Source organism: Mesorhizobium sp. M0217 (genome assembly GCF_040321955.1).
Classification (GTDB): domain Bacteria; phylum Pseudomonadota; class Alphaproteobacteria; order Rhizobiales; family Rhizobiaceae; genus Mesorhizobium.
The window spans coordinates 97,981-121,850 of sequence record NZ_JAMYSN010000016.1; the positions used below are offsets into that span (position 1 = coordinate 97,981).

Consider the following 23,870-nt stretch of genomic DNA (forward strand, 5'->3'; position numbering starts at 1 on the left):
AATCGATTGTGTCCGAAACCGGGCAGGAATGTGGCGGCCAGGTCCCGGGCTGGCCGGGCGCCTGTGAGGAGGCATCCGAGACCTCTGTCCTTTGGAGTCTGGAAGTGAACCTGTGGCATGAAGCGCGGCTGCCTGGAACCGACCGACCCGAGATACGTTCTGCGCCTCATGGATGAATTCATTGAACGTTTCGGGCAACAGACGTGGCTGCCCTTTTCCGTAATTTCAGCCAGGCTTTTGCTCGCGGCCGTCCTTGGCTCCATCGTTGGGATCGAACGCGAATGGCGTAACCGACCGGCCGGATTGAGGACACACATCCTGGTCTGTGTTGCGACGGCTCTAATTGCCATCCTCACGATCGAGATTACTCATCTTCACGTCTTCGATGGTCAGGAAATCGCCATTGATCCTATCCGCTTGATCGAAGCCACGACTGCCGGCGTGGCATTTCTGGCCGCGGGCTTGATCTTCTTCTCCAAGGGCGAGGTTCAAGGGCTTACCACTGGGGCGGGCATGTGGCTGGCAGGCGCCATAGGCCTGGCGGTTGGGCTCGGGTTCTGGCAGATCGCGGCTTTGGCTACCTTGCTCGCACTTGTCGTGCTGGGTCTTCTGCAACTTGTGCAGGTCGGCAGCAAGGATCGCAATTAGATCCCGGCTCCTTCGAAAACGGGTTCGCAGCTCCGTTCGGGTAACGAACGCCACCCCCTATTATCCATGGCAGCGCCGATGGTTGACTTGGCGATGGGCAACGCTCTAGAGAAATGAACCGCAAGCTGGTCCGGAAGGATAGGTATCATTCGATACCAACTGTCGTTCACTGGGTCGGTTGATGTTCCTAGATGATTGAAAAGTCACGTTGGAGGGATGGCCGAGCGGTTTAAGGCACCGGTCTTGAAAACCGGCGTGGGTGCAAGCCCACCGTGGGTTCGAATCCCACTCCCTCCGCCACTACTTCAAATAAGTTATTGAAAAACAGATAGTTATGTTGCCGTTGCGCTAAGACCCGCCATCAAGCCCACCAAACAATTTCTGACCAGTTTTCGCCGCCGCACGCCTCACCGAGCGGTCCGCCGGCAAGAACGAGTCCTCGCAAGCGAACTTTGTTCCTGATCAATGAACGCGCTGCATTCTGTTGCTAGGCTTTCTCGATGCGACAGCCATTGATCGGCCAAGGACGCCCTTCTTCTTTCGACGAATTGACTATGTGCTGATCGAACGGCAGACCGGTCAATTCGGGAGGGAAGAAATCAGGTTTGGGAGGATAAGCATGGGTGAGGATCTATCCGGTCATCATGCCGACCGCGTTCAGGCCGCAATCGCCTCGGACGCGGCGGCGAAGTCCGCGCTGGTCGCTTCCTGGCGACGGTCTTCCAATCTGCACCGGCTCGATCCGACCGATTGCAGCCCTCCACGCTATCTGACAGAGACGGAATTGGGACAGGCCCGGCAACGCATCGAGCCGCTTGTCCGGGCCGCTCAATTAAGCCTGGACAGGCTTTATCTTGCGGTGGGCGGCGTCGGGTGCTGCGTCCTTCTTGCCGATCGTGACGGCGTGCCGGTCGAACGACGCGGTGCGCCTGTGGATGATGAGACGTTTCATTCTTGGGGTTTGTGGACCGGCTCCGTCTGGAACGAACAGAGCGAGGGCACCAATGGTATCGGCACCTGTCTTGTGGAACAGCGCGTCCTGACGATCCACCGTGATCAGCATTTTCACACGCGCAACACCGGGCTGAGCTGCACCACGGCTCCGATCTACGACCACCAGGGCGATCTTGTCGCTGCGCTTGACGTATCTTCCTGCCGGGCTGATCTGACCGAGGTCTTCTCCAACCTTATTTCCATGGCCCTGGTCGACGCGGCGCGTCGGATCGAGGCGGAGAACTTCAAGATGGCATTCCCCAAAGCGCGCATTCTGCTGGCGCCGGTGCCTGACAAGGGTTCCGGCGCGCTGATCGCGGTCGATGCGGACGACCTCGTTGTCGGCGTGACCCGTTCGGCTCGCCTAGCGCTAGGAATTACGCAACTGTGTCTCGACAAGCCGATGCCTGCGGCCGATCTGCTTGGTTCGACGGAGAGCGGCCCCGAAGTACTGGCCGAGGCGGAGCGCGGCGTTCTGCAGCGCGCGCTGGCGCGGGCAGACGGAAATGTCTCGGCCGCGGCCCATGTGCTCGGCATCAGTCGCGCCACGCTTCACCGCAAGCTCAACCGCCTGGACGTCCACAGGTCCCACTGACCTTCGAAACGTCGCATGACTGTCGCAATTGTGCGACACATCCCGCCCGCACACTGTCCCCGGCGCATTGGCATTAGCGGTGGGAGATCGCAAGTCTCTTTCTGAAGCGTCGCATTCCGCGACGTCAGCTTTGGGAGGAAGACATGATGAACAAGGTTGAATTCTCACGCCCGGTCAAGGCGCCCTTCGACAAGCGCTACGGCAATTTCATCGGCGGCAAATGGACCGAGCCCCGCTCCGGCCGTTACTTCGAGAACTTCTCGCCGGTGAACGGTCAGCTGCTGTGCGAAGTGGCGCGTTCTGATGCCCAGGACATCGAGGCAGCTCTTGATGCGGCCCATGCCGCCAAAGACGCCTGGGGGCGCACCAGCGTTGCCGAGCGATCGCTCATCCTCAACCGCATCGCCGATCGCATGGAGGAAAACCTCGATCTCCTCGCATGCGCCGAAACCTGGGACAACGGCAAGCCGATCCGCGAAACGACCGCGGCCGACCTGCCTTTGGCCATCGACCATTTCCGCTATTTCGCCGGCGCCTTGCGTGGCCAGGAAGGCAGCCTTTCGCAGATCGACGACGATACCGTCGCCTACCATTTCCATGAGCCGCTCGGCGTGGTCGGCCAGATCATCCCCTGGAACTTCCCGCTGCTGATGGCCTGCTGGAAGCTGGCGCCCGCCCTTGCCGCCGGAAACTGCGTCATCCTGAAACCTGCCGAGCAGACGCCGGCCGCCATCTTGCTGTGGGCCGATCTAGTCGGCGATCTGTTGCCGCCAGGCGTGCTCAACATCGTCAACGGCTTCGGCCTCGAGGCCGGCAAGCCGCTCGCGTCTTCGCCGCGTATCGCCAAGATCGCCTTTACCGGAGAAACCACGACGGGCCGGCTGATCATGCAGTATGCCAGCCAGAACCTGATCCCCGTCACGCTGGAACTGGGCGGCAAGTCGCCCAACATCTTCTTCAAGGACGTTGTCGCCGAAGACGACGATTTCTTCGACAAGGCGATCGAGGGCTTCGTCATGTTCGCGCTGAACCAGGGCGAAGTCTGCACGTGTCCGAGCCGCGCGCTCATCCATGAATCGATCTACGACAGGTTCATGGAGCGTGCCCTGAAGCGCGTCGAGGCCATCGTGCAGGGCGATCCGCTGGATCCGGCGACGATGATCGGTGCCCAGGCCTCGTCCGAGCAGATGGAAAAGATCCTTTCCTACATCGACATCGGCCGCCAGGAAGGCGCCGAAGTGCTGACCGGTGGCGCGCGCAACGTCCTGCCCGGCGATCTGGCCGGCGGCTACTACGTCCAGCCCACGGTGTTTAAGGGCCACAACAAGATGCGCATCTTCCAGGAAGAGATCTTCGGGCCGGTGGTTTCGGTCACGACCTTCAAGGATGACGCCGAAGCGCTGGCAATCGCCAACGACACGCTGTACGGCCTCGGCGCCGGTGTCTGGACACGCGACAGCAACCGCGCCTACCGGTTCGGCCGCGCGATCCAGGCTGGCCGCGTCTGGACCAACTGCTACCACGCCTACCCCGCGCATGCGGCCTTCGGCGGCTACAAGCAGTCCGGCATCGGCCGTGAGACGCACAAGATGATGCTCGACCACTACCAGCAGACCAAGAACATGCTGGTCAGCTACAGCCCGAAGAAGCTGGGCTTCTTCTGATCGCGGCTTTGACTTACAGGCGCGGCTCCGCGAGGGGCCGCGCCACAGGCTGGAAATCGGAAAACACAATGCAGGCTAAGGTCGCGGCGGCACCGGCAGCCCTTGAACTGATCGCGCAGATCGTTGCCGAGCACGGTCCGGTGCTGTTCCATCAGTCCGAGCAAGGAAGGCGCCGCTGCAATCTCTACCTTCCAACGATGATCCTCAATCTCCTCATCGCACTCGTCATAAGTCTGACGGTTTTGATCCGCACGTTTGGTCTGATCGCGTCACGCACGCGACGGGACACCTGGTCGCGCGGTTTCGCATGCACGGACGCCGCAGCCGTATCGCCGCCATAATCAGCGTGGTGATGGGGCTCTTTGCCGTTATGACCGCGGATGTCTGGCTCTGGGCTGGCCTCTACCGGTTGCTTGATATCTTCGCTGATTTCGAACTGGGCTCTATTTTTCGACCATTACCTTTTCGACCGTCCACTACGGCGACATCGTGCCCGCCCATGCGTGGCGTGTCCTGGCGGCGCTGGAGGGCGTAAACGGGTTCTTGCTGATCGGCTGGTCGACCGCCTACCTGATCGCGGCAGGTACCCGCATCGGCCCGTTCAAGGCCGGCGAACATTTCTGACAGGAGCCAATGCTCAGACCGCCGCCGAATGCCTGGCTTTGCCGGTTTCGAAATATTTGTCGAACTTTGCCGCGATGCTTCTGACAAAGGGCCGACTTTCCGCCGGCACGACGAAACTGTCGCCATCAAGCTCGAGCAACCGCGCAGGATCATGAAGGGCTGTCGCACTTGCCTTGCCGAGAAGACTTTGGCCGGCTTCGCCAAAGCGCTCCACCAGCTCGATCGCCGAGAAGGCGAAATCACACATCAGCCGCTCGATGATCCAGCCGCGAACCCGGTCGTCCTGGGAAAGCGCGATACCGCGGACCGCGGCCAGCCCGCCGTCTTCGACCATGCGCCCATACTCGGCGGTCGATGGCATGTTCTGTGCATAGCCTTGCCGAAATTGGCCGATGGATGACGGGCCGAGGCCGATCAATGTCTCGCAGCGATCCTCGGTATAGCCCTGAAAGTTCCGGTGCAGAGTGCCGGTTCGGGCCGCTACGGCCAACGCATCGTTAGACTTGGCGAAATGGTCGAGCCCAATTGCTTCGTATCCCTGGTCCACGATCGCCCGCGCTGCCAGCTGCGATTGGGCAAAGCGCTCCGCCGGACCCGGCAACCAGGCCTCGTCGATCATCGTCTGGTGTTTCTTGAACCACGGCACATGGGCGTAGCCAAAAAGCGCTATCCTGTCGGGTTCCAAGGTCAGCGCCTGCGCGACGGTGGAGGAGACGCTCTCCCTCGTCTGGTGCGGCAGGCCGTAGAGCAGGTCCAGATTCACGGACTCGACCCCGCGCGAACGAACACCGTCGACTACAGACTTGGTCTGCAAAAAGCTCTGCTCGCGGTTGATTGCCTTTTGCACCTTCGGATCGAAATCCTGAACGCCGAGGCTCGCACGGGTCATGCCGATTTCGGCAAGCGCATCGAGGCGGGCATCGTCCATATCGTTGGGTTCGATTTCAACGCTGATCGTGGCGCCGGGAAGAAAGCCGAAGCTGTTGCGCAGGGCGGTTCCCAGCGCCACCATATCTTCGGGCTTGAGCATCGTCGGCGAACCACCGCCGAAATGGACGGCACGCACACGGCCTTTGCCTGCAACAAGACCGGCGACGGTAGCGATCTCGGCATGCAGTGAGCGGAGATAGATCCTCACCGGTTCGTAATGGCGTGTCTGCTTGGTATGGCAGGCACAGAACCAGCAAAGCTTGTCGCAGTATGGGATGTGCAGATACAGCGAGATTTCGTCGCCCTCGTTGAGCGCTTGCAGCCAGCCACGACAAACGGCAGCATCAACGCCTGGATGGAAATGCGGCGCGGTCGGGTAGCTCGTGTAGCGTGGAACGTTCTCACCGAGCCTGGCTACTAATTCTGGCCGCATGTCGCTATCCGATCCCCTTTGCATGGCGCGATACTGATCACATTGGGCGCGAGCGGCCTTGATTTCGGTCAAGGCCGCCCGCGGACAAACTGACGCAAGGTTCTTTTGTCCGCCAATGCTACCTTCCGGACAGATGGAATCTCTCGGACGATTAAGATGACGGTGCGCCAAGACGTTCACAGTTCCAGCATTCCAGTGCTTTGCCAGTCTTGCGAGGCACGGCACCGAGGCGTTTGCGGTGCGCTTGATCCCGACCAATTGGTAAGCCTGGCCAAGACCTCCTCGAGGCATACCGTTGAACCGGGCACAGAACTGATTGGCGACGCCGAGACCGTCGACAGTTATTCGAACGTGCTTTCCGGCGTTGTGAAGCTGACCAAGAGCCTTTCGGACGGGCGCCAGCAGATTGTCGGCCTCCAGTTCGCCCCCGATTTTCTGGGCAGGCCCTTCAAGGTGGAAAGCGCGATCAACGCTGAAGCCGCAACCGCGGTTTCCGTGTGTTCGTTTCCAAAGGCCGCCATCGAGCGGATGATGAAGGAATCTCCGGAACTCGAGCATCGTCTGCTCAAACAGGCGCTCAACGAACTCGACGAAGCCCGCGACTGGATGGTGACGCTCGGGCGCAAGAGTGCTTCGGAAAAGGTGGCGAGCTTTCTCCTGATGATCGCCAGGAACATCGATCCCACGCTGGACCCGGCGGCGCAGTCGACGACCTTCGACCTGCCTTTGACACGCGCCGATATCGCCGATTTTCTCGGCTTGACGATCGAGACGGTCAGCCGCCAACTGACCAGGCTGCGAACAGACAGCGTGATCCGGATCGACAATAATCGGCACGTGACGGTGGACAATATGGGCCGGCTGGAACGCCGCTCCGGCGCCTAACCGCCATCGACGACCCCGATCATCGGCAAGACGTGCTCGCGTTCGAAGGCGATATGCCGGCGCAAGCTTTCGAAGAAGCCGCGCAGCATGAAGCCGACAGCCTCGGCGTTCTCAACCGTCTCTCCATGGCCGATCGCCAGCAGGATTTCAGTCACCTCGCCGGCAAAGCATTCGTCCTCGACGTGTTCGGCGCGCAGTCGACGAGTTGAAGCAAGGTTGGCATCCCTGCCGGTCAAAGCAGCCTCGTAGGCCGGAAAGATCACCGTCTCCTCATATTGATGAATGTTGCGCAACAGCGGAACGATCGCGTTTGCCGCAGCCAGGCATGCCAGGCTATCGACCCTGGGCAGGGTGTCGGCTATTTTTTCCAAGGCATCGCAGAGCTGCAGCTTTTCCAGATGCGCACGTTTCATGAGCGCAACCGGGACTGCTTCTCTGCCAGATCGAACTATCGGCATCGATCTGTCGCGGCTCGTTTCGAACAGCCACGATCGCAGCTCCCTCTCCCTGTTCAATGACAGCCTCCCGATCCTTTGCAAATCCAACGCTGCCCAATCCAAAATCAAATGGCTTTGACATGGATCAAGGCGCCAGCCGCGTGACTGCTGGATTGGTGTCAGGCGGATTGACGTCCGCGCACAGGAATCCGAAGTCGGGGACAGGTCATGAAGTTCGGCACGCAAGTCTTCGCTTTGGCCCTTTTTACCTTTGCCGCCCTGGTGGCCGCCGGTTTCGGAGTGGACGAGCCCTTCCGGCAGCATATGTGGGTGCTGTTTCTTGTGCTGCTCAGTTTTGTCGCCATCCTCCTCCGCAACACGAGTTTCGAAGCTGCCGCTCCGATCGACCCGTCCGCCTACATGGATGGTCCAATCCGCTACGGCGCCATCGCCACCATGTTCTGGGGTGTGGTTGGCATGCTGGTCGGGGTGGTCATCGCGCTGCAGCTTGCCTATCCCGATCTCAACATCCAGCCCTGGTTCAACTTCGGCCGCTTGCGGCCTCTGCACACCTCGGGCGTCGTCTTCGCCTTCGGCGGCAACGCGTTGCTTTGCACGTCTCTCTATGTCGTCCAACGCACATGCCGCGCCCGGCTGTTCGGTGGCGATCTCGCCTGGTTCGTGTTCTGGGGCTACCAGCTCTTCATCGTCATGGCCGCGACCGGTTATCTGCTCGGCATCACCGAGAGCCGCGAATATGCGGAACCCGAATGGTATGTCGACATCTGGCTGACCATCGTCTGGGTCGCCTACCTGATCCTGTTTCTGGGCACCATCCTGAAGCGCAAGGAACCGCACATCTACGTCGCCAACTGGTTCTACCTTTCCTTTATCGTGACCATCGCGATGCTGCATGTGATCAACAACCTATCGATGCCGGCCTCCTTTCTCGGCTCCAAGAGCTATTCTGCATTTTCCGGAGTTCAGGACGCCCTGACGCAATGGTGGTACGGCCACAATGCCGTCGGGTTCTTCCTCACAGCCGGCTTCCTCGGCATGATGTATTATTTCGTGCCCAAGCAGGCCAACCGGCCGGTCTATTCCTACCGCCTGTCGATCGTCCATTTCTGGGCAATCATCTTCCTCTACATCTGGGCCGGGCCCCATCACCTGCACTACACCGCCCTGCCCGATTGGGCGCAGACGCTCGGCATGGTGTTCTCGATCATGCTGTGGATGCCGTCATGGGGCGGCATGATCAACGGCCTGATGACGCTGTCGGGCGCCTGGGACAAGCTGCGCACCGATCCCATCATCCGCATGATGGTGATGGCCATCGCCTTCTACGGCATGTCGACCTTCGAAGGCCCGATGATGTCGATCAAGACGGTCAACTCGCTGTCGCATTATACCGACTGGACCATTGGCCACGTCCATTCCGGCGCACTCGGCTGGGTCGGCATGATCTCGTTTGGCGCAATCTACTTCATGGTGCCGAGACTCTGGAACCGTGAACGCCTCTATTCGCTCAGGCTCGTCACCTGGCATTTCTGGCTGGCGACGCTCGGCATCGTTGTCTACGCCGCGGTGATGTGGGTGTCCGGCATCATGCAGGGCCTGATGTGGCGCGAATACGACGAACAGGGCTTCCTGGTCTACTCCTTCGCCGAAACCGTGGCAGCCATGCATCCTTACTACATCATGCGTGCCATCGGCGGCGCCATGTATCTGGCCGGCGCCCTGCTCATGGCCTGGAACATCGCCATGACCATCCTCGGCTACCAGCGCGAAGAAGAACCTATGCCGGGCGCCCTGCCCGTCCTGCAGCCTGCCGAATAAGGAGCCAGACAATGGGCTTGATGGACAAACACGCGCTGATCGAGAAGAACGCCACGCTTCTGCTCATCGGTTCGCTTCTCGTGGTCACCGTGGGCGGTATCGTCGAGATCGCACCGCTCTTCTATCTCGATAATACGATCGAGAAGGTGGAAGGCATGCGGCCTTACTCGCCGCTCGAACTTGCTGGTCGAAACATCTATGTCCGCGAGGGCTGCTACCTCTGCCACAGCCAGATGATCCGCCCGTTCCGCGACGAGGTCGAGCGCTACGGCCACTACAGCCTGGCGGCCGAGTCGATGTACGACCACCCCTTCCAGTGGGGATCGAAGCGCACCGGACCTGATCTCGCCCGCGTCGGCGACCGCTATTCCAACCTGTGGCACGTGGATCACCTGACAGATCCACGGTCCGTGGTGCCGGAATCGATCATGCCGAGCTACGCCTTCCTGAAGGACAAGCCGATCGCGGTGAAGGACTTCTCTACGCATCTGGTCGCCAACAGGCGCGTCGGCGTCCCCTACTCCGACGACATGATCGCCAACGCCAATGCCGATTTGATGGCGCAGGCTGATCCCAACGCCGACACATCCGGCCTCGAGGCCCGCTACCCCAAGGCTAAGATCGGCGACTTCGACGGCAACCCGCAACAGGTCACCGAGATGGACGCGCTGGTCGCCTATCTCCAGATGCTCGGCACGTTGGTCGATTTCAAGAACTACGACGAAGCAGCCGGCTACCGCTGAGGAGGTTTGTCCATGGATTACAATTTGATGCGGGAGTTCGCTGACAGCTGGGGTCTGGTCGCCATGGCGCTGTTTTTTGTCGGCGCAATCATCTTTGCCCTGCGCCCCGGCAGCCGCAAGCTGGCCGACGAAGCTGCCCGGATTCCCCTTGAGGACGAGTGATCATGAGCGACGAGCACATCGATGAAATCTCTGGTGTTTCAACCACGGGTCATGAGTGGGACGGCATCCGGGAGCTCAACAACCCGCTTCCGCGCTGGTGGGTCTGGACGTTCTACATCACCATAGTCTGGGCGATCGGGTACACGATCGCCTATCCGGCATGGCCTCTGCTGCACACGGCAACCAAGGGTGTGCTCGGCTATTCCAGTCGCAACGATGTCGGGAACGAGTTGTCCAAGGCTGAAGCAGCCAAGGGCAAATATGTCGCCGCGATAGAAGCGAAAAGTGTTTCGGAGATCGCGGCGGACGACACGCTGCGCGAATTCGCCGTCGCCGCCGGCGGTGCCGCGTTCAAGCTCAATTGCGTGCAGTGCCATGGTTCCGGCGCCCAGGGCTCCAAGGGCTTCCCCAACCTCAACGACGACGACTGGCTGTGGGGCGGCAAGGCGGACCAGATCCAGCAGACGGTTACACATGGCATTCGCTTCGCTACCGATCCGGATACGCGCCTGTCCGAAATGCCGGCCTTTGGCGACATCATCACTGCCGATCAGATCAAACAGGTCAGCGCCTATATTGCCAGCCTGTCCCAAACCGTCAGCGATCAGGTGTTGGTGGCGCCCGGCGCCAAGGTCTTTGCCGAAAACTGCGTGGCCTGTCATGGCGACAATGCAAAGGGCAACAAGGAACTCGGCGCTCCTGATCTGACCGACGCCATCTGGCTCTACGGATCGGGCGAAGCCGCCATCGCCGCCCAGGTAACCGCACCGAAACAGGGCGTGATGCCGGCTTGGGGCGCGCGCCTGGGCGAAACCAGGGTCAAGGAACTTGCGGTTTACGTGCATTCGCTTGGCGGTGGGGAATAGGAACGGGGGCCTATTCCCTGCCCTTCACCGTCCAAGCGACGAGGCCCGGCTCTGCCGGGCCTCGATCTGTTTGCGTGTACCCGCGATTGACCTGCATCAACGCGGCGCCATCCGGTCGGCGGCACAATCCGATCCACGCTGCATTTCGCTGACCTGACTGCACCAGCCAGGACATTTACCCTGGCGAAATCACGAGTTGCGCGACGGGAGAAACCAGTGCTGGACAATACGCAGGTAGAACGGCTCAAGGCTGAGGCGGTCAACTCCGCCAAGGTGCGCCAGCCAATGTATGCCGCGCGCAGGAAGATCTTCCCGAAGCGGGCGTCGGGCAGCTTTCGCCGATTTAAATGGATCGTGATGGCGATCACGCTGGGCATCTACTATCTGACACCGTGGCTGCGCTGGGATCGGGGTCCGTTTGCCCCCGACCAGGCGGTGCTGCTTGATGTCGCCAACCGGCGCTTCTATTTCTTCTTCATCGAGATATGGCCCCAGGAATTCTACTATGTCGCCGGCCTTCTGGTCATGGCCGGCGTCGGTCTTTTCCTGATCACGTCGACTGTTGGCCGTGCCTGGTGTGGCTACACATGCCCACAGACCGTATGGGTCGATCTGTTCCTGGTCGTCGAGCGCGCGATCGAGGGCGACCGCAACGCACGCATCAAGCTCGATGCCGGTCCCTGGACCACTCGAAAGCTTGCGCTGCGGGCATCGAAACACGTCATCTGGCTGGTCATAGCCGCAGCGACTGGTGGCGCATGGATCTTCTATTTCGCCGATGCGCCGACGCTGCTCGGCGAACTCTTCACCGGCACGGCAGCGCCTGTCGCCTACATCACCGTCGCGGTTCTGACGGCGACGACCTACACGTTTGGCGGGCTGATGCGCGAACAGGTCTGCACCTATATGTGCCCTTGGCCGCGCATCCAGGCAGCCATGCTCGACGAGAGCTCGCTCACCGTCACCTACAATGACTGGCGCGGCGAACCGCGCACCCGTCACGCCAAGAAGGTTCTTGCTGCAGGGCATCCCGTCGGCGATTGCGTCGACTGCAATGCCTGTGTCGCCGTCTGTCCGATGGGGATCGACATACGCGACGGTCAGCAACTCGAATGCATCACCTGCGCGCTCTGCATCGATGCCTGTGACGGCGTCATGGACAAGCTCGGCAAAGCGCGAGGACTGATCTCCTACGCGACGCTCTCCGACTACAACGCCAACATGATCCTGGCCACCGCCGGCGGCGCCAGCTCGGTCAACCCATCACTGGTCAGGACGGATGACGGCCTGTTTTCGGACAGGGTGGCGCATTTCCATATCAGCAAGATCTTTCGGCCACGAACCTATGTCTACATGGCCATGTGGTCGCTGATCGGGCTGGGGCTGCTTTTTTCGCTGCTGACGCGCGACCGGCTCGAAATCAATGTCCTGCACGACCGCAACCCGCAATTCGTGACGCTCTCGGACGGCTCGATCCGCAATGGCTATACCGTCAAGCTCTTGAACATGATCCCCGAACCGAGAACGATTATCGTCACCCTCGGGGGTTTGCCAGGCGCGGAGATGAGCATCGTTGGCGTCGATCTCCCCGCCGATCGCTCCTTTGCAGTCCAGGTCGAACCCGACCGGCTGAAGATGTTGAAGGTTTTCGTGCGCCTGCCCGCCGACCAGATTCATGGCCAGGCGCAGACCTTCACATTCCGGGTCGAAGACAAGGTCAGCTTCGAGTCCAACGAATACACCGCCACCTTCAACTCGCCGGAGATCGCCAGATGAACGCCACCACGCGAAATCCCCGCGAGTTCACCGGCAGGCACATGTTGGCCACCATCCTTGCCTTTTTCGGCGTGGTCATCGCGGTCAATCTCACGATGGCGACGCTTGCCAACACAAGCTGGACCGGCCTTGTCGTCGAAAATACCTATGTGGCGAGCCAGCAATTCAACAAGAAGGCCGAGGAAGGCCGTGCGCAGGCAGCGCTTGGCTGGACCGGCCAGTTGACCATCGCATGGGGCGAAGTCCGCTATCGCATCATCGACGCCGCGGGCAAACCGGTTTCCCTGCATGGCGTGAAGGTGCTGTTTCGCCATCCCGCTTACGAGAAAGAAGATGAGTCCGTCACGCTCGCCCTGGTCTCTGGCCAGGAGTTTGCAGCACAACACGTGCCAAGGGATGGTGTCTGGATCATCGAAATAGACGCCGATGCCGGCCTGGCAAGACCTTATCGCGACGTGCGCAGGGTCATGATTTCCCAAGGGGTGCTGAAATGAGCTGCTGCGCGCCGGGCGCTGAAATGGCGCTGGATCTGGTCAGCCCCGCTTCGGTCCTGCCGTCAAGCCAGGAGGTCAGGCTGGCGAGCCGGTCGCTGGGCGATGACCTTCATCAGACCGACCTGTCGGTACCGACGGTTCACTGCGGCGCCTGCATCCAGATGATCGAGACTGCGTTGGGGAAGCTCAATCACGTCCAGGCCGCCCGCGTCAACCTTTCAACGAAGCGGGTCTCGGTCCAGTGGCGCGGCGATGAGGTTCCACCATTGGTCGCAGTGCTCGGGCGCCTGGGCTACCAGGCACATCTGTTCGAAGCCGACACCGATGCGAAGGACAGGACGTTATCGGAGCTCATCCGCGCCGTCGCCGTTGCCGGCTTTGCGGCGGGCAACATCATGCTGCTCTCGGTATCGGTCTGGTCCGGCGCCGAAGGCGCCACGCGCGATTTGTTCCACTGGGTCTCGGCGCTCATCGCCATTCCCGCCCTCGCCTTTGCCGGCGGGATCTTCTTGAAATCGGCGTGGACTGCGCTGCGCCACGGCCGCATGAACATGGACGTGCCGATCGCTGTCGGCGTGTCGCTGGCCTACGCCATGAGCCTCTATGAGACGATCACCCATGGCGACCACGCCTATTTCGACGCGTCGGTATCGCTGCTGTTCTTCCTGTTGATCGGCCGCACGCTCGATCACGTGATGCGCGAGCGCGCCCGCACCGCGGTGAAGAGTCTGTCGCAGTTGGCCGCGCGCGGCGCCATGGTGTTGCGCGGCGACGGCGCAAGCGACTATTTGCCGGTTGGCGAGATCGAACCAGGGATGCAGTTGCTTATTGCAGCCGGCGAAAGAATCCCCGTCGACGGCAGGATTGCGCGTGGGACATCCGACGTCGACTGCTCCCTGGTCTCCGGCGAGAGCACGCCCAGAAGCGTGGCGCCAGAAGACACCGTGCAGGCCGGCGTGCTCAACCTTACCGGTCCGCTGACGATAGAGGCCACAGCCGCCGCGAAGGATTCGTTCCTGGCAGAAATGGTTCGGCTGATGGAAGCCGCGGAGGGCGGTCGCGCCCACTATCGCCGGATCGCCGATCGTGTTTCAGCGCTCTATGCCCCGGTGGTTCATCTCACCGCCTTCGCGACATTCCTAAGCTGGATGGCGGTGACTGGCGACTGGCACCGGGCGATCACCATCGCTATTGCCGTTCTGATCATCACATGCCCATGTGCGCTCGGCCTCGCCGTGCCGATCGTCCAGGTGGTCGCGGCGCGGCGCCTGTTCGACCACGGCATCATGGTCAAGGATGGGTCGGCCATGGAGCGCCTGGCTACGGTTGATACGGCTGTGTTCGACAAGACCGGCACGCTCACGCTCGGACAGCCCCGGCTCGTCAACGCGGCCTCGATCGATCCGGCAATGTTGATGATTGCGGCCAACATGGCCGCACATTCGCGTCATCCGTTTTCAAAGGCCATCTCCGGTTTTGCCACTTCTGGCGGGCAACTCACATTTGATACCGTCAGCGAGCATGCAGGGTTCGGAATCGAAGCCACCCACGCCGGGACCACCTGGCGACTGGGTCGGCGCGGATGGGCGGGATGGAAAGCCCGGACCGGTGGCGAAGGCAAGCATGGTTATGGCGGAACGGTTTTGACCAGGAATGGGCTGATTGTTGCTACCTTCGCCTTCGAGGATGCGCTGCGTGCCGACGCCAGGGCTGCCGTCCAGCAATTGAACGACGCTGGAATAGCGGTGGAAATGCTGTCAGGCGATACCGCCCATGCCTGCCAGGATGTTGCGAAAATGCTGGGTGTCGGCGACTTCGTTCCGTGTCTGCTGCCATCCGGCAAGGTTGAACGCATCGAGTCCCTTAGACGCGATGGGCATAAGGTCTTGATGGTCGGCGATGGCCTCAATGACACGCCGGCGCTGAGCGCGGCCCATGTCTCGATCGCACCGGCCACCGCCGCCGACATTGGCCGCAATGCAGCCGACTTCGTTTTCCTGCGCGAAAGCCTCATGGCGGTTCCGCTGGCGCTGGACGTTTCGCGCAACGCGGGAAACCTGATCCGCCAGAACATCGCGATCGCCATCGTCTACAATGCTGTCGCCGTGCCGATCGCCATTCTCGGGCACGTCACGCCATTGATAGCGGCGATTGCCATGTCGGCGTCATCGCTGCTTGTCATTGGCAATGCAATGCGTTTGCGGCGTTCCATGCCAGGTTCGCCGGCGAAAGAGGTTCGGACCTCCAGAAGATCCGGCATCAACGAATTCTCGCGATCCTCATGACGACCCTTGCCTACCTCATCCCGGTCGCCCTCTTCCTTGGCGCGCTAGGCCTGGGCGGGTTCCTGTGGGCGTTGAGAAGCGGCCAGTACGATGATCTCGATGGCGCTGCGGAGCGCATTCTAATCGACCGCGACGATGGCGCGGAGAATGCTCCTCGCTCCAAGTGACTCAGATCAAAGCGCTGCGGGTCGGGATGTCCCATCGTCGGCCGACGTAAGATCAGGAGGGTAAGGATGCGAGCCGAAGCAATCATGACGAAGTCAGTTATCACGACGGATGCGAACGCGACGATCGCCGAAGCGGCCGAGCTCATGCTTTCAAACAAAGTCAGCTGCCTCCCGGTAACCGACAGCGACGGTGCCCTCGTTGGAATTGTAAGCAAAAGCGACTTCTTGCGCCGAGAAGAACTTGGGACCCAGCGTGTGCGTCCGCGCTGGCTGGAGTTTGATCTTGGCCCGGGCACAGTCGCCGAAGACTATGCGCGCTCGAACGGACGGATCATCCATGAGGTGATGACCACAGCCGTCATTTCGGCGTCTCCAGGCGCCTCAATTGCACAGATTGTCAACTTGATGATGCAACACCGCATCAACAATGTGCCGATTGTCGATCGGGCCAGGGTCGTCGGCATCATCACGCGAACTGATTTGCTGCCTGTCCTGATCCGCGCCATGCCGAAACAGGGCACCACGCCACCCGATGACGACCTGATCCGCAAGGCCGTACTTGCCGAGCTGCAGGGACAATCGTGGGGCGGCGGTGACTTGATTGATGTAAGGGTCAGCGACGGCGTCGTCGAACTGACCGGGGCGATTGTCGACGAGCGTCAACGGAAAGCCGCGATCGTTGCGGCGGAGAACGTTGCCGGCGTCGGACAAGTCAAGGACAGCCTCTTCCTCCGTACAGATCCGCTCTCGGTGATGGTTTCATAGCTGCGGAAAAAAGCGGGGACGCCAAGCAGCGTCCCTTTGGGTTCTGCTCCCTTCCCACATCACTTAGACATGAGGCTGTCGGCGAGTTCCTCCAGCGTATAGCGCCCGTCATGGTTGGCGAGCACGCTGTCGGCAGCGAAGACGCCCGTCCATCGCCAAGCTCGAAACCGAGCGGGACTTGCTCGACCATTCTTGACGCACAAGATTGCCGCAGTCGAGGCTGTTTGTTGCTCCAATTAACACTCACCAATTTGCGCCAGCGCAAAGAAACGCTGCGTCAGGTCAGTTAGCTTCTGCTCATCCGCAACGGTTGAGATAGGAGATTGATATGATCACGCGACGCGAAGCCCTCTTCGGAGCAGCGATTGGCGCTGCCGCCGTGGCGGCACTGCCCGCACTGTCGGCAACGGTGACGAAAGCCGACATTCGAGGACTTCCCCGCGACAAGGTCAAGCTCGTGGCACCGCCTTTTGTGCATCCGCACGACCAGATCGCCAAAGGCGGTCCGAAGGTCGTCGAACTCACCATGACGATCGAGGAGAAACCGATGGTCATCGACGCCGACGGGACGCAGCTCAATGCAATGACTTATAACGGCTCGATCCCGGGCCCGCTGATGGTCGTCCACCAGGACGATTATGTCGAGCTGACGCTCATCAATCCCGACACCAACTCGCTAGCCCACAACATCGATTTTCACGCAGCGACGGGTGCGCTGGGCGGCGGCGCCCTCACCTTGATCAATCCCGGCGAACAGGTGACGCTGCGCTTCAAGGCAACCCGAACGGGAACTTTCGTCTATCACTGTGCTCCCGGCGGACCGATGATCCCGTGGCATGTCGTCTCCGGCATGAATGGCGCCATCATGGTGCTGCCGCGCGACGGGCTCAGGAACGACAAGGGCGAGCCGGTCAAATACGACAAGATCTTCTATATCGGCGAGAGCGACTTCTATATTCCGCGCGATGAGAAGGGAAACTTCAAGAGCTACGAATCGGCCGGTGATGGGTATGACGATATCGTCAAGGTCATGCGCGGGCTGATCCCGACGCACGTGGTGTTCAACGGCAAGGTCGGTTCGCTGACCGGCGACAACGCCATGAAGGCGAAGGTCGGCGAGACCGTGTTGATCGTCCATTCGCAGGCCAACCGCGATACGCGGCCGCATCTGATCGGTGGTCACGGCGACTATGTCTGGGAACAGGGCAAATTCGCCAATCCGCCGGCCAAGGATCTGGAAACCTGGTTCATCCGCGGCGGCTCCGCGGGGTCAGCGCTCTATACGTTCCTGCAGCCCGGTGTCTACGCGTACGTCAACCACAATCTGATCGAAGCCGTGGAACTCGGGGCGACCGCTCACTTCATGGTCGAGGGCGAGTGGAATGATGATTTGATGACGCAGGTCGAGGCGCCTAAACCCATCGCCACCAACTGACGGCACTCCAAATTGCCCGGACAGCGTCGCTGGCCGGGCACGGACAACAGACATGTCACCTCTCATCGTCAAGGTTGTCTCGGTCGCCATGGCGGCTGCAACGGTTCCGATGGGCTTGTCTGCCATCGGCCGGAACGGACATCGACAGTCCTACCCTGCCGCCACGACAGTTACCCTGGTCCCCGGTTCGATCACATATCCCCTGCCGGGCGAGTTCCTGAGGAATGGGCGCCCGCAAGCAAATCCGCGGCTCAGCCGACAGTTCAATAAACCTATCGAAATCATGACCTATCAGGTCAGCGCGTCAGACTATGCGAGCTGTGTGGCGGCTGGCGGCTGTCAGCCCGCACAGGAGACGCACGCGATCGCGCCCGATGCTCCCGCCACCGGAGTGAGCTATCTCGACGCCAATGCCTACGCCCAATGGTATTCGAAGGCGACAGGCGACGACTGGCGGCTGCCATCCGATGAGGAGTGGGCGTTTGCCGCGGCCGAGCGGTTCGCAGGGGAATTTGAGGGTGTCGAAAACGATACTAACAATCCCGCCAGGCGTTGGCTCACCAGCTACAAGGCCGAGGTGGACCTCAATCGCAAACCGGACCCCTTGCCCAGGAGCCGTGGCTCCTTTGGTGTGAATTCCTTAGGCCTCGCCGACTTTTCCGGCAACGTCTGGGAGTGGACTTCGACCTGCTATGTCCGCACCACGTTGGCTGTTGATGGTACCAGCGTCGAGAGTTCGGTCGACAATTGCGGCGTCCACGTCCTTGAAGGGCTTCACCGAGCCTACATGTCGAACTTCGTCAGCGACGGAAAAAGCGGCGGCTGTGCCGTCGGAACGCCTCCCGACAACCTGGGGTTCAGGCTGGTCCGGGAACATCGAGGATGGGCGAACCGTTTCCTCGGCTACCTCGGCATTGCGTGAAAAAACAGAAGCGTCCGCTCCATCGCGTTTCGCCTGCACTCCCGTCGCCTCACTGTGCCTTTGGCGTCATCAACGCGGTTCCGTAGATCAGGATGAAGCTTGCAAATGCCGCCACCCATGCGGTGCCGGCCATGTCGATCATCACGCCATACGGCACAAAGGCGGCCAGGATTCTCAATGATCCCGCCAGAAGGACGGTCACGAAGATGAACGAGGCGCCTTTCCCAGCCTTAAGCTTTTGCCCGGTATGCCCAAGCGTCGCGCGGGTCATCACGGCAAGCGTCATTGAGCCCACCGCGCCAGTCCCGAGCGCGTGAAGTCCTGCCGCCGCCGGCACGGCATCGGGAAAGAAGATCGACGCCGATACCAGGGCAAGACCGATCGGCACGAAGGCGTAGGCAAGATGCAGAACCAGCACCAGCGGATCCCGCAACGTGCGTTCGCCAGCCCAACGCCACAGACGCCATGCCTGGCAGACTGCCGCGACGGCCACGAGCGTTGCCGACACTTCGTGGTCGGGAGCGAGCGTCCACGCAGCCAGCGCAATGGCTGAGATGACAAGCGATGCGACGTCAAAACGATCGAACGGCGCAGGCAGCCGCCCAGGATTTTCGCGGACGAGCCAGTTGCGGGTGAAACTTGGAATGATGCGCCCCCCGATCAGTGAAATGAGCATGATCGCCGCAGCCATGCCGAGCCTGCGGCTGATATCGGATGTGCCGTGAAGGTGAGCCTCGATATGGAACGCGCCGTTGGCGCCGGCCAGGACGGCAAGCGGCAGCAGCACCTTGAGATTGCGCCAGTTCCGTCCCGCGACGATTTCGCGTGCCGCAGCGGCTGCGACAGCAAGCAGAAATGAACTGTCGATCACGGCTGCCGCTTCCCAGCCGATATCCGCCGAGAGGAAGACCGCGGCACGTCCGGCAAGCCACAGGACCACCAACGCCAGCAGGGGCAGGCCTTGCACCGGCAGCCGGCCCGTCCAGTTCGGAATGGCTGTCAGCAGGAACCCGGTAACGATCGCCGGCAGATAGCCGAACAGCATCTCGTGAATGTGCCAGTCGACGGGAACGAACGCACTGTGGGCATCGAGTTCGCCGGCATAGATCGGCAGCCAAAGCAGAATGGACAGCGCGGCATACAGCGACCCGAGGAGAAAGAAGGGCCTGAACCCGTAGGAAAGAAATGCGGGCCCAGCTAGGCCTGCAGGCGTGGAATCCCCATGACTGTATCCTCAAATGAACAGGGCCGGATGAACCGCCGCCCTCGGTCCGTCCGGCCCGTGCCCGCCCTTTTTGCGGCAGGCATGCCTGTATCGATTGCTGTCAGTTCGCAGGAACCTGGGTGAACAGGTCGGCGAACACCGTTTTTGCCTTCCCAGGATGCTTGACCGCCTTGGCGGAATCGAGATTGACCGGCTTGCCGACAACGATCAGTGCGACCATCCCCATGCCGTAGTGGGGCGCGCATTTGACGCCGTAGACGCCCTCCTTTGTCACCGTGACGGTAATTTCCTCGCTGGGCTTGCCCTTGAAAGGCTCAGCGCCATCCGGAAGCATGCCCTTGATCGACTCGGCGTCGTGTGTCTTGTCGGTCGGCACGAACTTGACGGTGTCGCCGGGTGCCGCCTGGACGAAGGCCGGCTGGAAAACCATTGCGCCTTTTTCGCCCTTGTTGAGCATTTGCACCACATGCTCTTCAGCGCTTGCGCCGCTTGCGAGTGCCAGGATCGAGATTGCGGCAGCGAGGATGGTGAGTTTCATCGATTTGTCCTTTGTTTCGTCTTCGCGGCATTGCGCCGTTCCATGCCATTTAGCCTGATGCGGCCGGCGACAATTTGCGCTGGCGCAAACTCGGGATAAGAAAGGTCTCCCGCACGACTGATGCGGAACCGTAGAGCCGTGAGGGATCCGCTTGGCTGCGCTGGACCGATCGCTGATTTCGCAGCTGCCGCTCTTCCAGGGGCTGACGCCGGACGAGCAGAGCGAGATCCTGCGAAATGCACGATCGTCTCGCTATGCCAAGGAGGCAGCGATCTTCGCGCAGGAAGCCGAAGCCCATTCCTTCTTCGTGCTGATCGCCGGGCACATACGGGTGGTCCGCACCACGCCGGACGGACAGCAGGTCATCGCCAGATACATCAGCGAAGGCGAGATCTTTGGCGTCGCCGCAGCCCTTGGCCGGACGACCTATCCCGCAAGTGCCGTCGCGGCTGTCGACTGCGTGGTGCTGGCCTGGGCCAACGCCCTGTGGCCTGATCTGTCCCGACGCTTCCCCGTGTTTGGGGCAGCCACCTACAAGACGGTTGGAAGCAGGCTGCAGGAGACGCAGACGCGGGTGGTGGAGATGTCCACGGAACAGGTGGAGCAGCGGGTTGCGCATGCGCTTCTGCGACTGGTGAACCAGACCGGCCGAAAAACGGACAGCGGCATCGAAATCGATTTCCCGATTTCGAGGCAGGACATTGCCGAGATGACGGGAACGACGCTGCACACCGTCAGCCGGCTGCTCAGCAAATGGGAAGAGAACGGAATAATTGTCAGCGGGCGCCAGAGGGTCACGGTCAAAGATGCGCATCGCCTTGTGGTTCTGGCCGAGAACCGGGAAAAGGACTGACCTTCATCGTTCACCTCGAATGGCCAATTCGAGTTCGACCAGAAAGTCGCCCTCATCGACTTGATGTTCCAGGCACGCCTCGGTCACCGTATGGAAAGTGCCTATCGGACAGCCGACGCAGAGCATCTTGTGTCTCAATACCACAGCGACCGTTGCCGGCCATTTCCTCATGATTTCGTCGACGACCATATCGGGGTTGATCGAGCTGCACTGTTTCATGATGACCCTCCGCGATTTGCGAAGCCTTCTTCATAAATCCGGCTCGGACTGCCTTCGTTGCGCTTACGCAACTTCACAGCAAATGCGATGAACCGCTCTCTGAGCAGGACTATTTTGCGCGAGGAATGGTGTTGGTCATCGACAGAGATCAACGCCGGACAACCGGATCAGATGGCGGTACCAACCGCAGCGCCAATGCCGGCGGTCAGCGCCATGGCCAATGCTCCCCAGAATGTGACGCGAACAGTTGCCCTCAGCACATTGGCACCGCCGGCTTTGGCGCCAATGGCGCCCAGCACGGCCAGGAACAGGAGTGAGGCAACTGACACCGTGGCGGCAAGCCAGGCGGCCGGCGAAACAAGCACCATCGCCAATGGCATGGACGCGCCAACCGAAAAGGCCGCCGCAGAGGTGAGCGCGGCCTGGATTGGCCTGGCCGTAGTCACCTCCGAAATACCGAGTTCGTCACGAGCGTGGGCGCCGAGCGCGTCCTTCGCCATCAATTGGTCGGCGACCTGCAAGGCAAGCGTTGGCTCCAGGCCACGTTTGACATAGATCTCCGCAAGTTCCTGCCGCTCGAAATCTGGCTGCGTCGCCAGTTCCCCTTTCTCGCGAGCAAGGTCGGCTTGTTCGGTATCGGACTGTGAACTGACCGAGACATATTCGCCGGCCGCCATCGACATCGCACCGGCGACCAGTCCAGCGATGCCGGCCACCAGAACATTGGAGGCCGCGGCACTTGCTGCGGCCACGCCAACGATCAGGCTGGCCGTCGAGACGATGCCGTCATTGGCGCCAAGAACGGCGGCGCGCAGCCAGCCGACCCGCGATACAAGGTGGTTTTCATTGTGCAGCCGGCTCATGGCATCACGGCGCGCGCCGCCCAGAAGGTCGCAGCATCCTGACCAGCACGTCGGATTTCATATAGAAGTGTTGCCACAGCGCCGCTGCGGCATGGAGGCCGACGACAATGATGATCACCGGCTTGGCGAGTTCGTGAATCTCCCCCATAGCTCGAAAGCTGAAGTACCATGCCAACGCCCCGGTAATCGGCATCCCGAAAATGAAAAGGTACAGCAGGAAATGGGCGGCTGCACCAATCCGCTTCAGCAGGACGCTTTCTTCGGGAGGCGCCGCGGGCACACCATCCCGTAGGCGGACTGCAATCCGCCAGATCGCCAGCACCAGAACGGCTAAACCGACATAGACATGAATGTTCGCGTTAAGGATGTCGCCAGCTGCCGGCTCGGTGCCGCGCGAGAACGCTCGGTAGGCCGGCTTGATGTCCTCACCGATTACAAGCTGAAGAACGATCAGCACCGCGATTGTCCAATGCAGCACTATCTGGGTTCCGGTGTATCCGGCCGGCTCGTTGGCCACAGTCATAGGCAGCTATCTCGTTTGACAGAACCTTCCTACCTCGCTGCTTATGCGACAATCTTGATCTAGGACAAATCAATTCCCGTTGCCCTGCGCTTTCACGGACACCTCGCAGCCGACCTAGGCTGACAGCCAGTTGTCAGCTTGGTCGTGGGATATTGCCTTCAAAGCGGACCCGATCGACCGCCTGCGAGAAATCAACGTGGAAGCATAATTCCGATGAAACAGATTGCCTTGTCACTTTTCGTAATTGCCGCCTCCGGCGCTTATGTCTGGGATCAGGCCGGCAAGGATCCGGCAAACGATATGCTTGGCGAAGCGCTGCCGGCCAACGCAGCCGAAGCGCCTTCCGTGCAGCCAAAAGAGCCGGCACCCGCTGCTGCTTCGCCGGTGCTTCGGACCTTGCCGACGCCCTCACGCCAGTTCAGAACAAGGTTCCCGATTGCCCGGGAAACGACGGCTGGCATAGCGCTGCCCACCGAACAGCCAAATGATCCCGTCAAGCAGACAGTGGTTCCGATGGCATCACAACCGTCGCCAACGCCACCGGCGCAGCCAGTGGCGCCGGCTGTCACCGATCCTGCGCCATCAGCACCTTCATTTGCCGTAACGCCCGCCATTTACATACCTGTCCCGCAGCCGAGGCCGGCACGCGTCGTCCGGGTGGGCATGAAGCTCGCCGCACATGGCTATGCCGATGGCGTCTACACCGGCCCCACGGCCGATGCCTACTACGGCATCATCCAGATTCAGGCCCTGGTAAAGGGCGGGCAGCTTACGGCGCTGAAGGTGCTGAAATACCCATCCGACCGCCGCACCTCTATCAACATCAACAGGCAGGCGCTGCCCATGCTGCGCGACGAGGCGATCAGCGCCCAAAGCGCCAATGTCGACATTATTTCGGGCGCGACGCTGACCAGCAGGGCTTTCATTCAGTCGCTGCGCGGCGCGCTGAAGAAAGCGTCGTCCTAGTTCCATGCGTGAAACGCGCA

General features: G+C 60.9%; 25 protein-coding genes, 1 tRNA gene and 1 pseudogene. 20 read left to right on the plus strand and 7 right to left on the minus strand.

What is annotated here, in order from left to right:
- The first annotated feature begins 168 nt into the window (after positions 1-168).
- The 6 genes from NKJ18_RS22935 (at position 169) to NKJ18_RS22960 (ending at position 4,524) form a co-directional block, all read left to right on the plus strand.
- Positions 169-648, plus strand: coding sequence for an MgtC/SapB family protein (locus NKJ18_RS22935; RefSeq protein WP_027050850.1), 480 nt, complete (start codon positions 169-171; stop codon positions 646-648).
- Between the two features lie 210 nt (positions 649-858).
- Positions 859-948: transfer RNA gene (locus tag NKJ18_RS22940), tRNA-Ser, on the plus strand.
- A gap of 319 nt (positions 949-1,267) precedes the next feature.
- On the plus strand, positions 1,268-2,236 hold the full coding sequence (locus NKJ18_RS22945; protein ID WP_352759768.1) for a helix-turn-helix domain-containing protein: 969 nt from the start codon (positions 1,268-1,270) through the stop codon (positions 2,234-2,236).
- 146 nt (positions 2,237-2,382) lie between these two features.
- On the plus strand, positions 2,383-3,900 hold the full coding sequence (adh, locus tag NKJ18_RS22950; RefSeq protein WP_352759828.1) for an aldehyde dehydrogenase: 1,518 nt from the start codon (positions 2,383-2,385) through the stop codon (positions 3,898-3,900).
- A 68-nt stretch (positions 3,901-3,968) separates the two neighbouring features.
- A complete protein-coding gene (locus NKJ18_RS22955; protein WP_023670846.1) occupies positions 3,969-4,241 on the plus strand; it encodes a hypothetical protein in 273 nt (90 codons plus the stop codon).
- 148 nt (positions 4,242-4,389) lie between these two features.
- On the plus strand, positions 4,390-4,524 hold the full coding sequence (locus tag NKJ18_RS22960; RefSeq protein WP_023670845.1) for a hypothetical protein: 135 nt from the start codon (positions 4,390-4,392) through the stop codon (positions 4,522-4,524).
- A 13-nt stretch (positions 4,525-4,537) separates the two neighbouring features.
- On the opposite strand, the gene hemN is transcribed toward NKJ18_RS22960, so the two are convergent.
- Entirely contained in the window at positions 4,538-5,887 is a 1,350-nt protein-coding gene (hemN, locus tag NKJ18_RS22965; RefSeq protein WP_352521957.1) for an oxygen-independent coproporphyrinogen III oxidase, read from the minus strand.
- Between the two features lie 156 nt (positions 5,888-6,043).
- On the opposite strand from hemN, the gene NKJ18_RS22970 reads away from it, so the two are divergent.
- Positions 6,044-6,772: a Crp/Fnr family transcriptional regulator gene (locus tag NKJ18_RS22970; RefSeq protein WP_023729591.1), complete on the plus strand. Its 729-nt coding sequence runs from the start codon at positions 6,044-6,046 to the stop codon at positions 6,770-6,772.
- Here NKJ18_RS22970 and NKJ18_RS22975 read toward each other — a convergent pair.
- Entirely contained in the window at positions 6,769-7,185 is a 417-nt protein-coding gene (locus NKJ18_RS22975) for a hemerythrin domain-containing protein (protein WP_023670842.1), read from the minus strand. The two genes, NKJ18_RS22970 and NKJ18_RS22975, sit on opposite strands and share 4 nt — an antisense overlap.
- A gap of 252 nt (positions 7,186-7,437) precedes the next feature.
- Here NKJ18_RS22975 and ccoN point away from each other — a divergent pair, with 252 nt between their 5' ends.
- The 11 genes from ccoN to NKJ18_RS23030 all read left to right on the plus strand — a co-directional run bounded on the left by ccoN (position 7,438) and on the right by NKJ18_RS23030 (position 18,663).
- Complete coding sequence (ccoN, locus tag NKJ18_RS22980) at positions 7,438-9,048, plus strand: cytochrome-c oxidase, cbb3-type subunit I (RefSeq protein WP_352521927.1); 1,611 nt, start codon at positions 7,438-7,440, stop codon at positions 9,046-9,048.
- A gap of 11 nt (positions 9,049-9,059) precedes the next feature.
- Positions 9,060-9,791, plus strand: a complete 732-nt coding sequence (gene ccoO / locus NKJ18_RS22985; protein ID WP_031215651.1) for a cytochrome-c oxidase, cbb3-type subunit II — start codon at positions 9,060-9,062, stop codon at positions 9,789-9,791.
- 12 nt (positions 9,792-9,803) lie between these two features.
- Positions 9,804-9,953, plus strand: a complete 150-nt coding sequence (locus NKJ18_RS22990; protein ID WP_023673929.1) for a CcoQ/FixQ family Cbb3-type cytochrome c oxidase assembly chaperone — start codon at positions 9,804-9,806, stop codon at positions 9,951-9,953.
- Between the two features lie 2 nt (positions 9,954-9,955).
- Positions 9,956-10,819, plus strand: a complete 864-nt coding sequence (gene ccoP / locus NKJ18_RS22995; protein WP_031239774.1) for a cytochrome-c oxidase, cbb3-type subunit III — start codon at positions 9,956-9,958, stop codon at positions 10,817-10,819.
- A 216-nt stretch (positions 10,820-11,035) separates the two neighbouring features.
- Entirely contained in the window at positions 11,036-12,595 is a 1,560-nt protein-coding gene (ccoG, locus tag NKJ18_RS23000; protein ID WP_352521926.1) for a cytochrome c oxidase accessory protein CcoG, read from the plus strand.
- Positions 12,592-13,089: a FixH family protein gene (locus NKJ18_RS23005; RefSeq protein ID WP_023673911.1), complete on the plus strand. Its 498-nt coding sequence runs from the start codon at positions 12,592-12,594 to the stop codon at positions 13,087-13,089. The genes ccoG and NKJ18_RS23005 overlap by 4 nt, the downstream gene beginning before the upstream one ends.
- On the plus strand, positions 13,086-15,374 hold the full coding sequence (locus NKJ18_RS23010; protein ID WP_352759775.1) for a heavy metal translocating P-type ATPase: 2,289 nt from the start codon (positions 13,086-13,088) through the stop codon (positions 15,372-15,374). Before NKJ18_RS23005 ends, NKJ18_RS23010 begins: the two co-directional genes overlap by 4 nt.
- Entirely contained in the window at positions 15,371-15,541 is a 171-nt protein-coding gene (gene ccoS / locus NKJ18_RS23015; RefSeq protein ID WP_023835431.1) for a cbb3-type cytochrome oxidase assembly protein CcoS, read from the plus strand. Before NKJ18_RS23010 ends, ccoS begins: the two co-directional genes overlap by 4 nt.
- 66 nt (positions 15,542-15,607) lie before the next feature.
- A complete protein-coding gene (locus NKJ18_RS23020) occupies positions 15,608-16,306 on the plus strand; it encodes a CBS domain-containing protein (RefSeq protein WP_352521924.1) in 699 nt (232 codons plus the stop codon).
- 328 nt (positions 16,307-16,634) lie between these two features.
- Positions 16,635-17,741, plus strand: coding sequence for a copper-containing nitrite reductase (nirK, locus tag NKJ18_RS23025; RefSeq protein ID WP_352521923.1), 1,107 nt, complete (start codon positions 16,635-16,637; stop codon positions 17,739-17,741).
- 52 nt (positions 17,742-17,793) lie between these two features.
- Entirely contained in the window at positions 17,794-18,663 is an 870-nt protein-coding gene (locus NKJ18_RS23030; protein ID WP_352759779.1) for an SUMF1/EgtB/PvdO family nonheme iron enzyme, read from the plus strand.
- A gap of 49 nt (positions 18,664-18,712) precedes the next feature.
- Here the strand turns inward: NKJ18_RS23030 and NKJ18_RS23035 are convergent.
- Together NKJ18_RS23035 and NKJ18_RS23040 are read right to left on the minus strand one after the other, a co-directional pair.
- Positions 18,713-19,887, minus strand: a pseudogene (locus NKJ18_RS23035) (NnrS family protein).
- A 101-nt stretch (positions 19,888-19,988) separates the two neighbouring features.
- A complete protein-coding gene (locus NKJ18_RS23040; protein WP_352759782.1) occupies positions 19,989-20,426 on the minus strand; it encodes a pseudoazurin in 438 nt (145 codons plus the stop codon).
- Between the two features lie 151 nt (positions 20,427-20,577).
- Here NKJ18_RS23040 and NKJ18_RS23045 point away from each other — a divergent pair, with 151 nt between their 5' ends.
- Positions 20,578-21,279, plus strand: coding sequence for a Crp/Fnr family transcriptional regulator (locus tag NKJ18_RS23045; RefSeq protein ID WP_352759784.1), 702 nt, complete (start codon positions 20,578-20,580; stop codon positions 21,277-21,279).
- A 3-nt stretch (positions 21,280-21,282) separates the two neighbouring features.
- Here the strand turns inward: NKJ18_RS23045 and NKJ18_RS23050 are convergent, their stop codons facing one another.
- The 3 genes from NKJ18_RS23050 to NKJ18_RS23060 form a co-directional block, all read right to left on the minus strand.
- Positions 21,283-21,498, minus strand: coding sequence for a DUF1858 domain-containing protein (locus NKJ18_RS23050; RefSeq protein WP_023673746.1), 216 nt, complete (start codon positions 21,496-21,498; stop codon positions 21,283-21,285).
- 167 nt (positions 21,499-21,665) lie between these two features.
- The gene (locus NKJ18_RS23055; RefSeq protein WP_352759787.1) at positions 21,666-22,361 is read right to left on the minus strand and encodes a VIT1/CCC1 transporter family protein; all 696 of its coding nucleotides are present in this window, start codon (positions 22,359-22,361) and stop codon (positions 21,666-21,668) included.
- Positions 22,362-22,365: 4 nt separating this feature from the next.
- Entirely contained in the window at positions 22,366-22,884 is a 519-nt protein-coding gene (locus tag NKJ18_RS23060) for a cytochrome b (protein WP_352759790.1), read from the minus strand.
- 213 nt (positions 22,885-23,097) lie between these two features.
- On the opposite strand from NKJ18_RS23060, the gene NKJ18_RS23065 reads away from it, so the two are divergent.
- Positions 23,098-23,850 (plus strand): FMN-binding protein, encoded by a 753-nt coding sequence (locus NKJ18_RS23065; protein ID WP_352759792.1) that lies wholly within the window; start codon positions 23,098-23,100, stop codon positions 23,848-23,850.
- Positions 23,851-23,870: the final 20 nt, after the last annotated feature.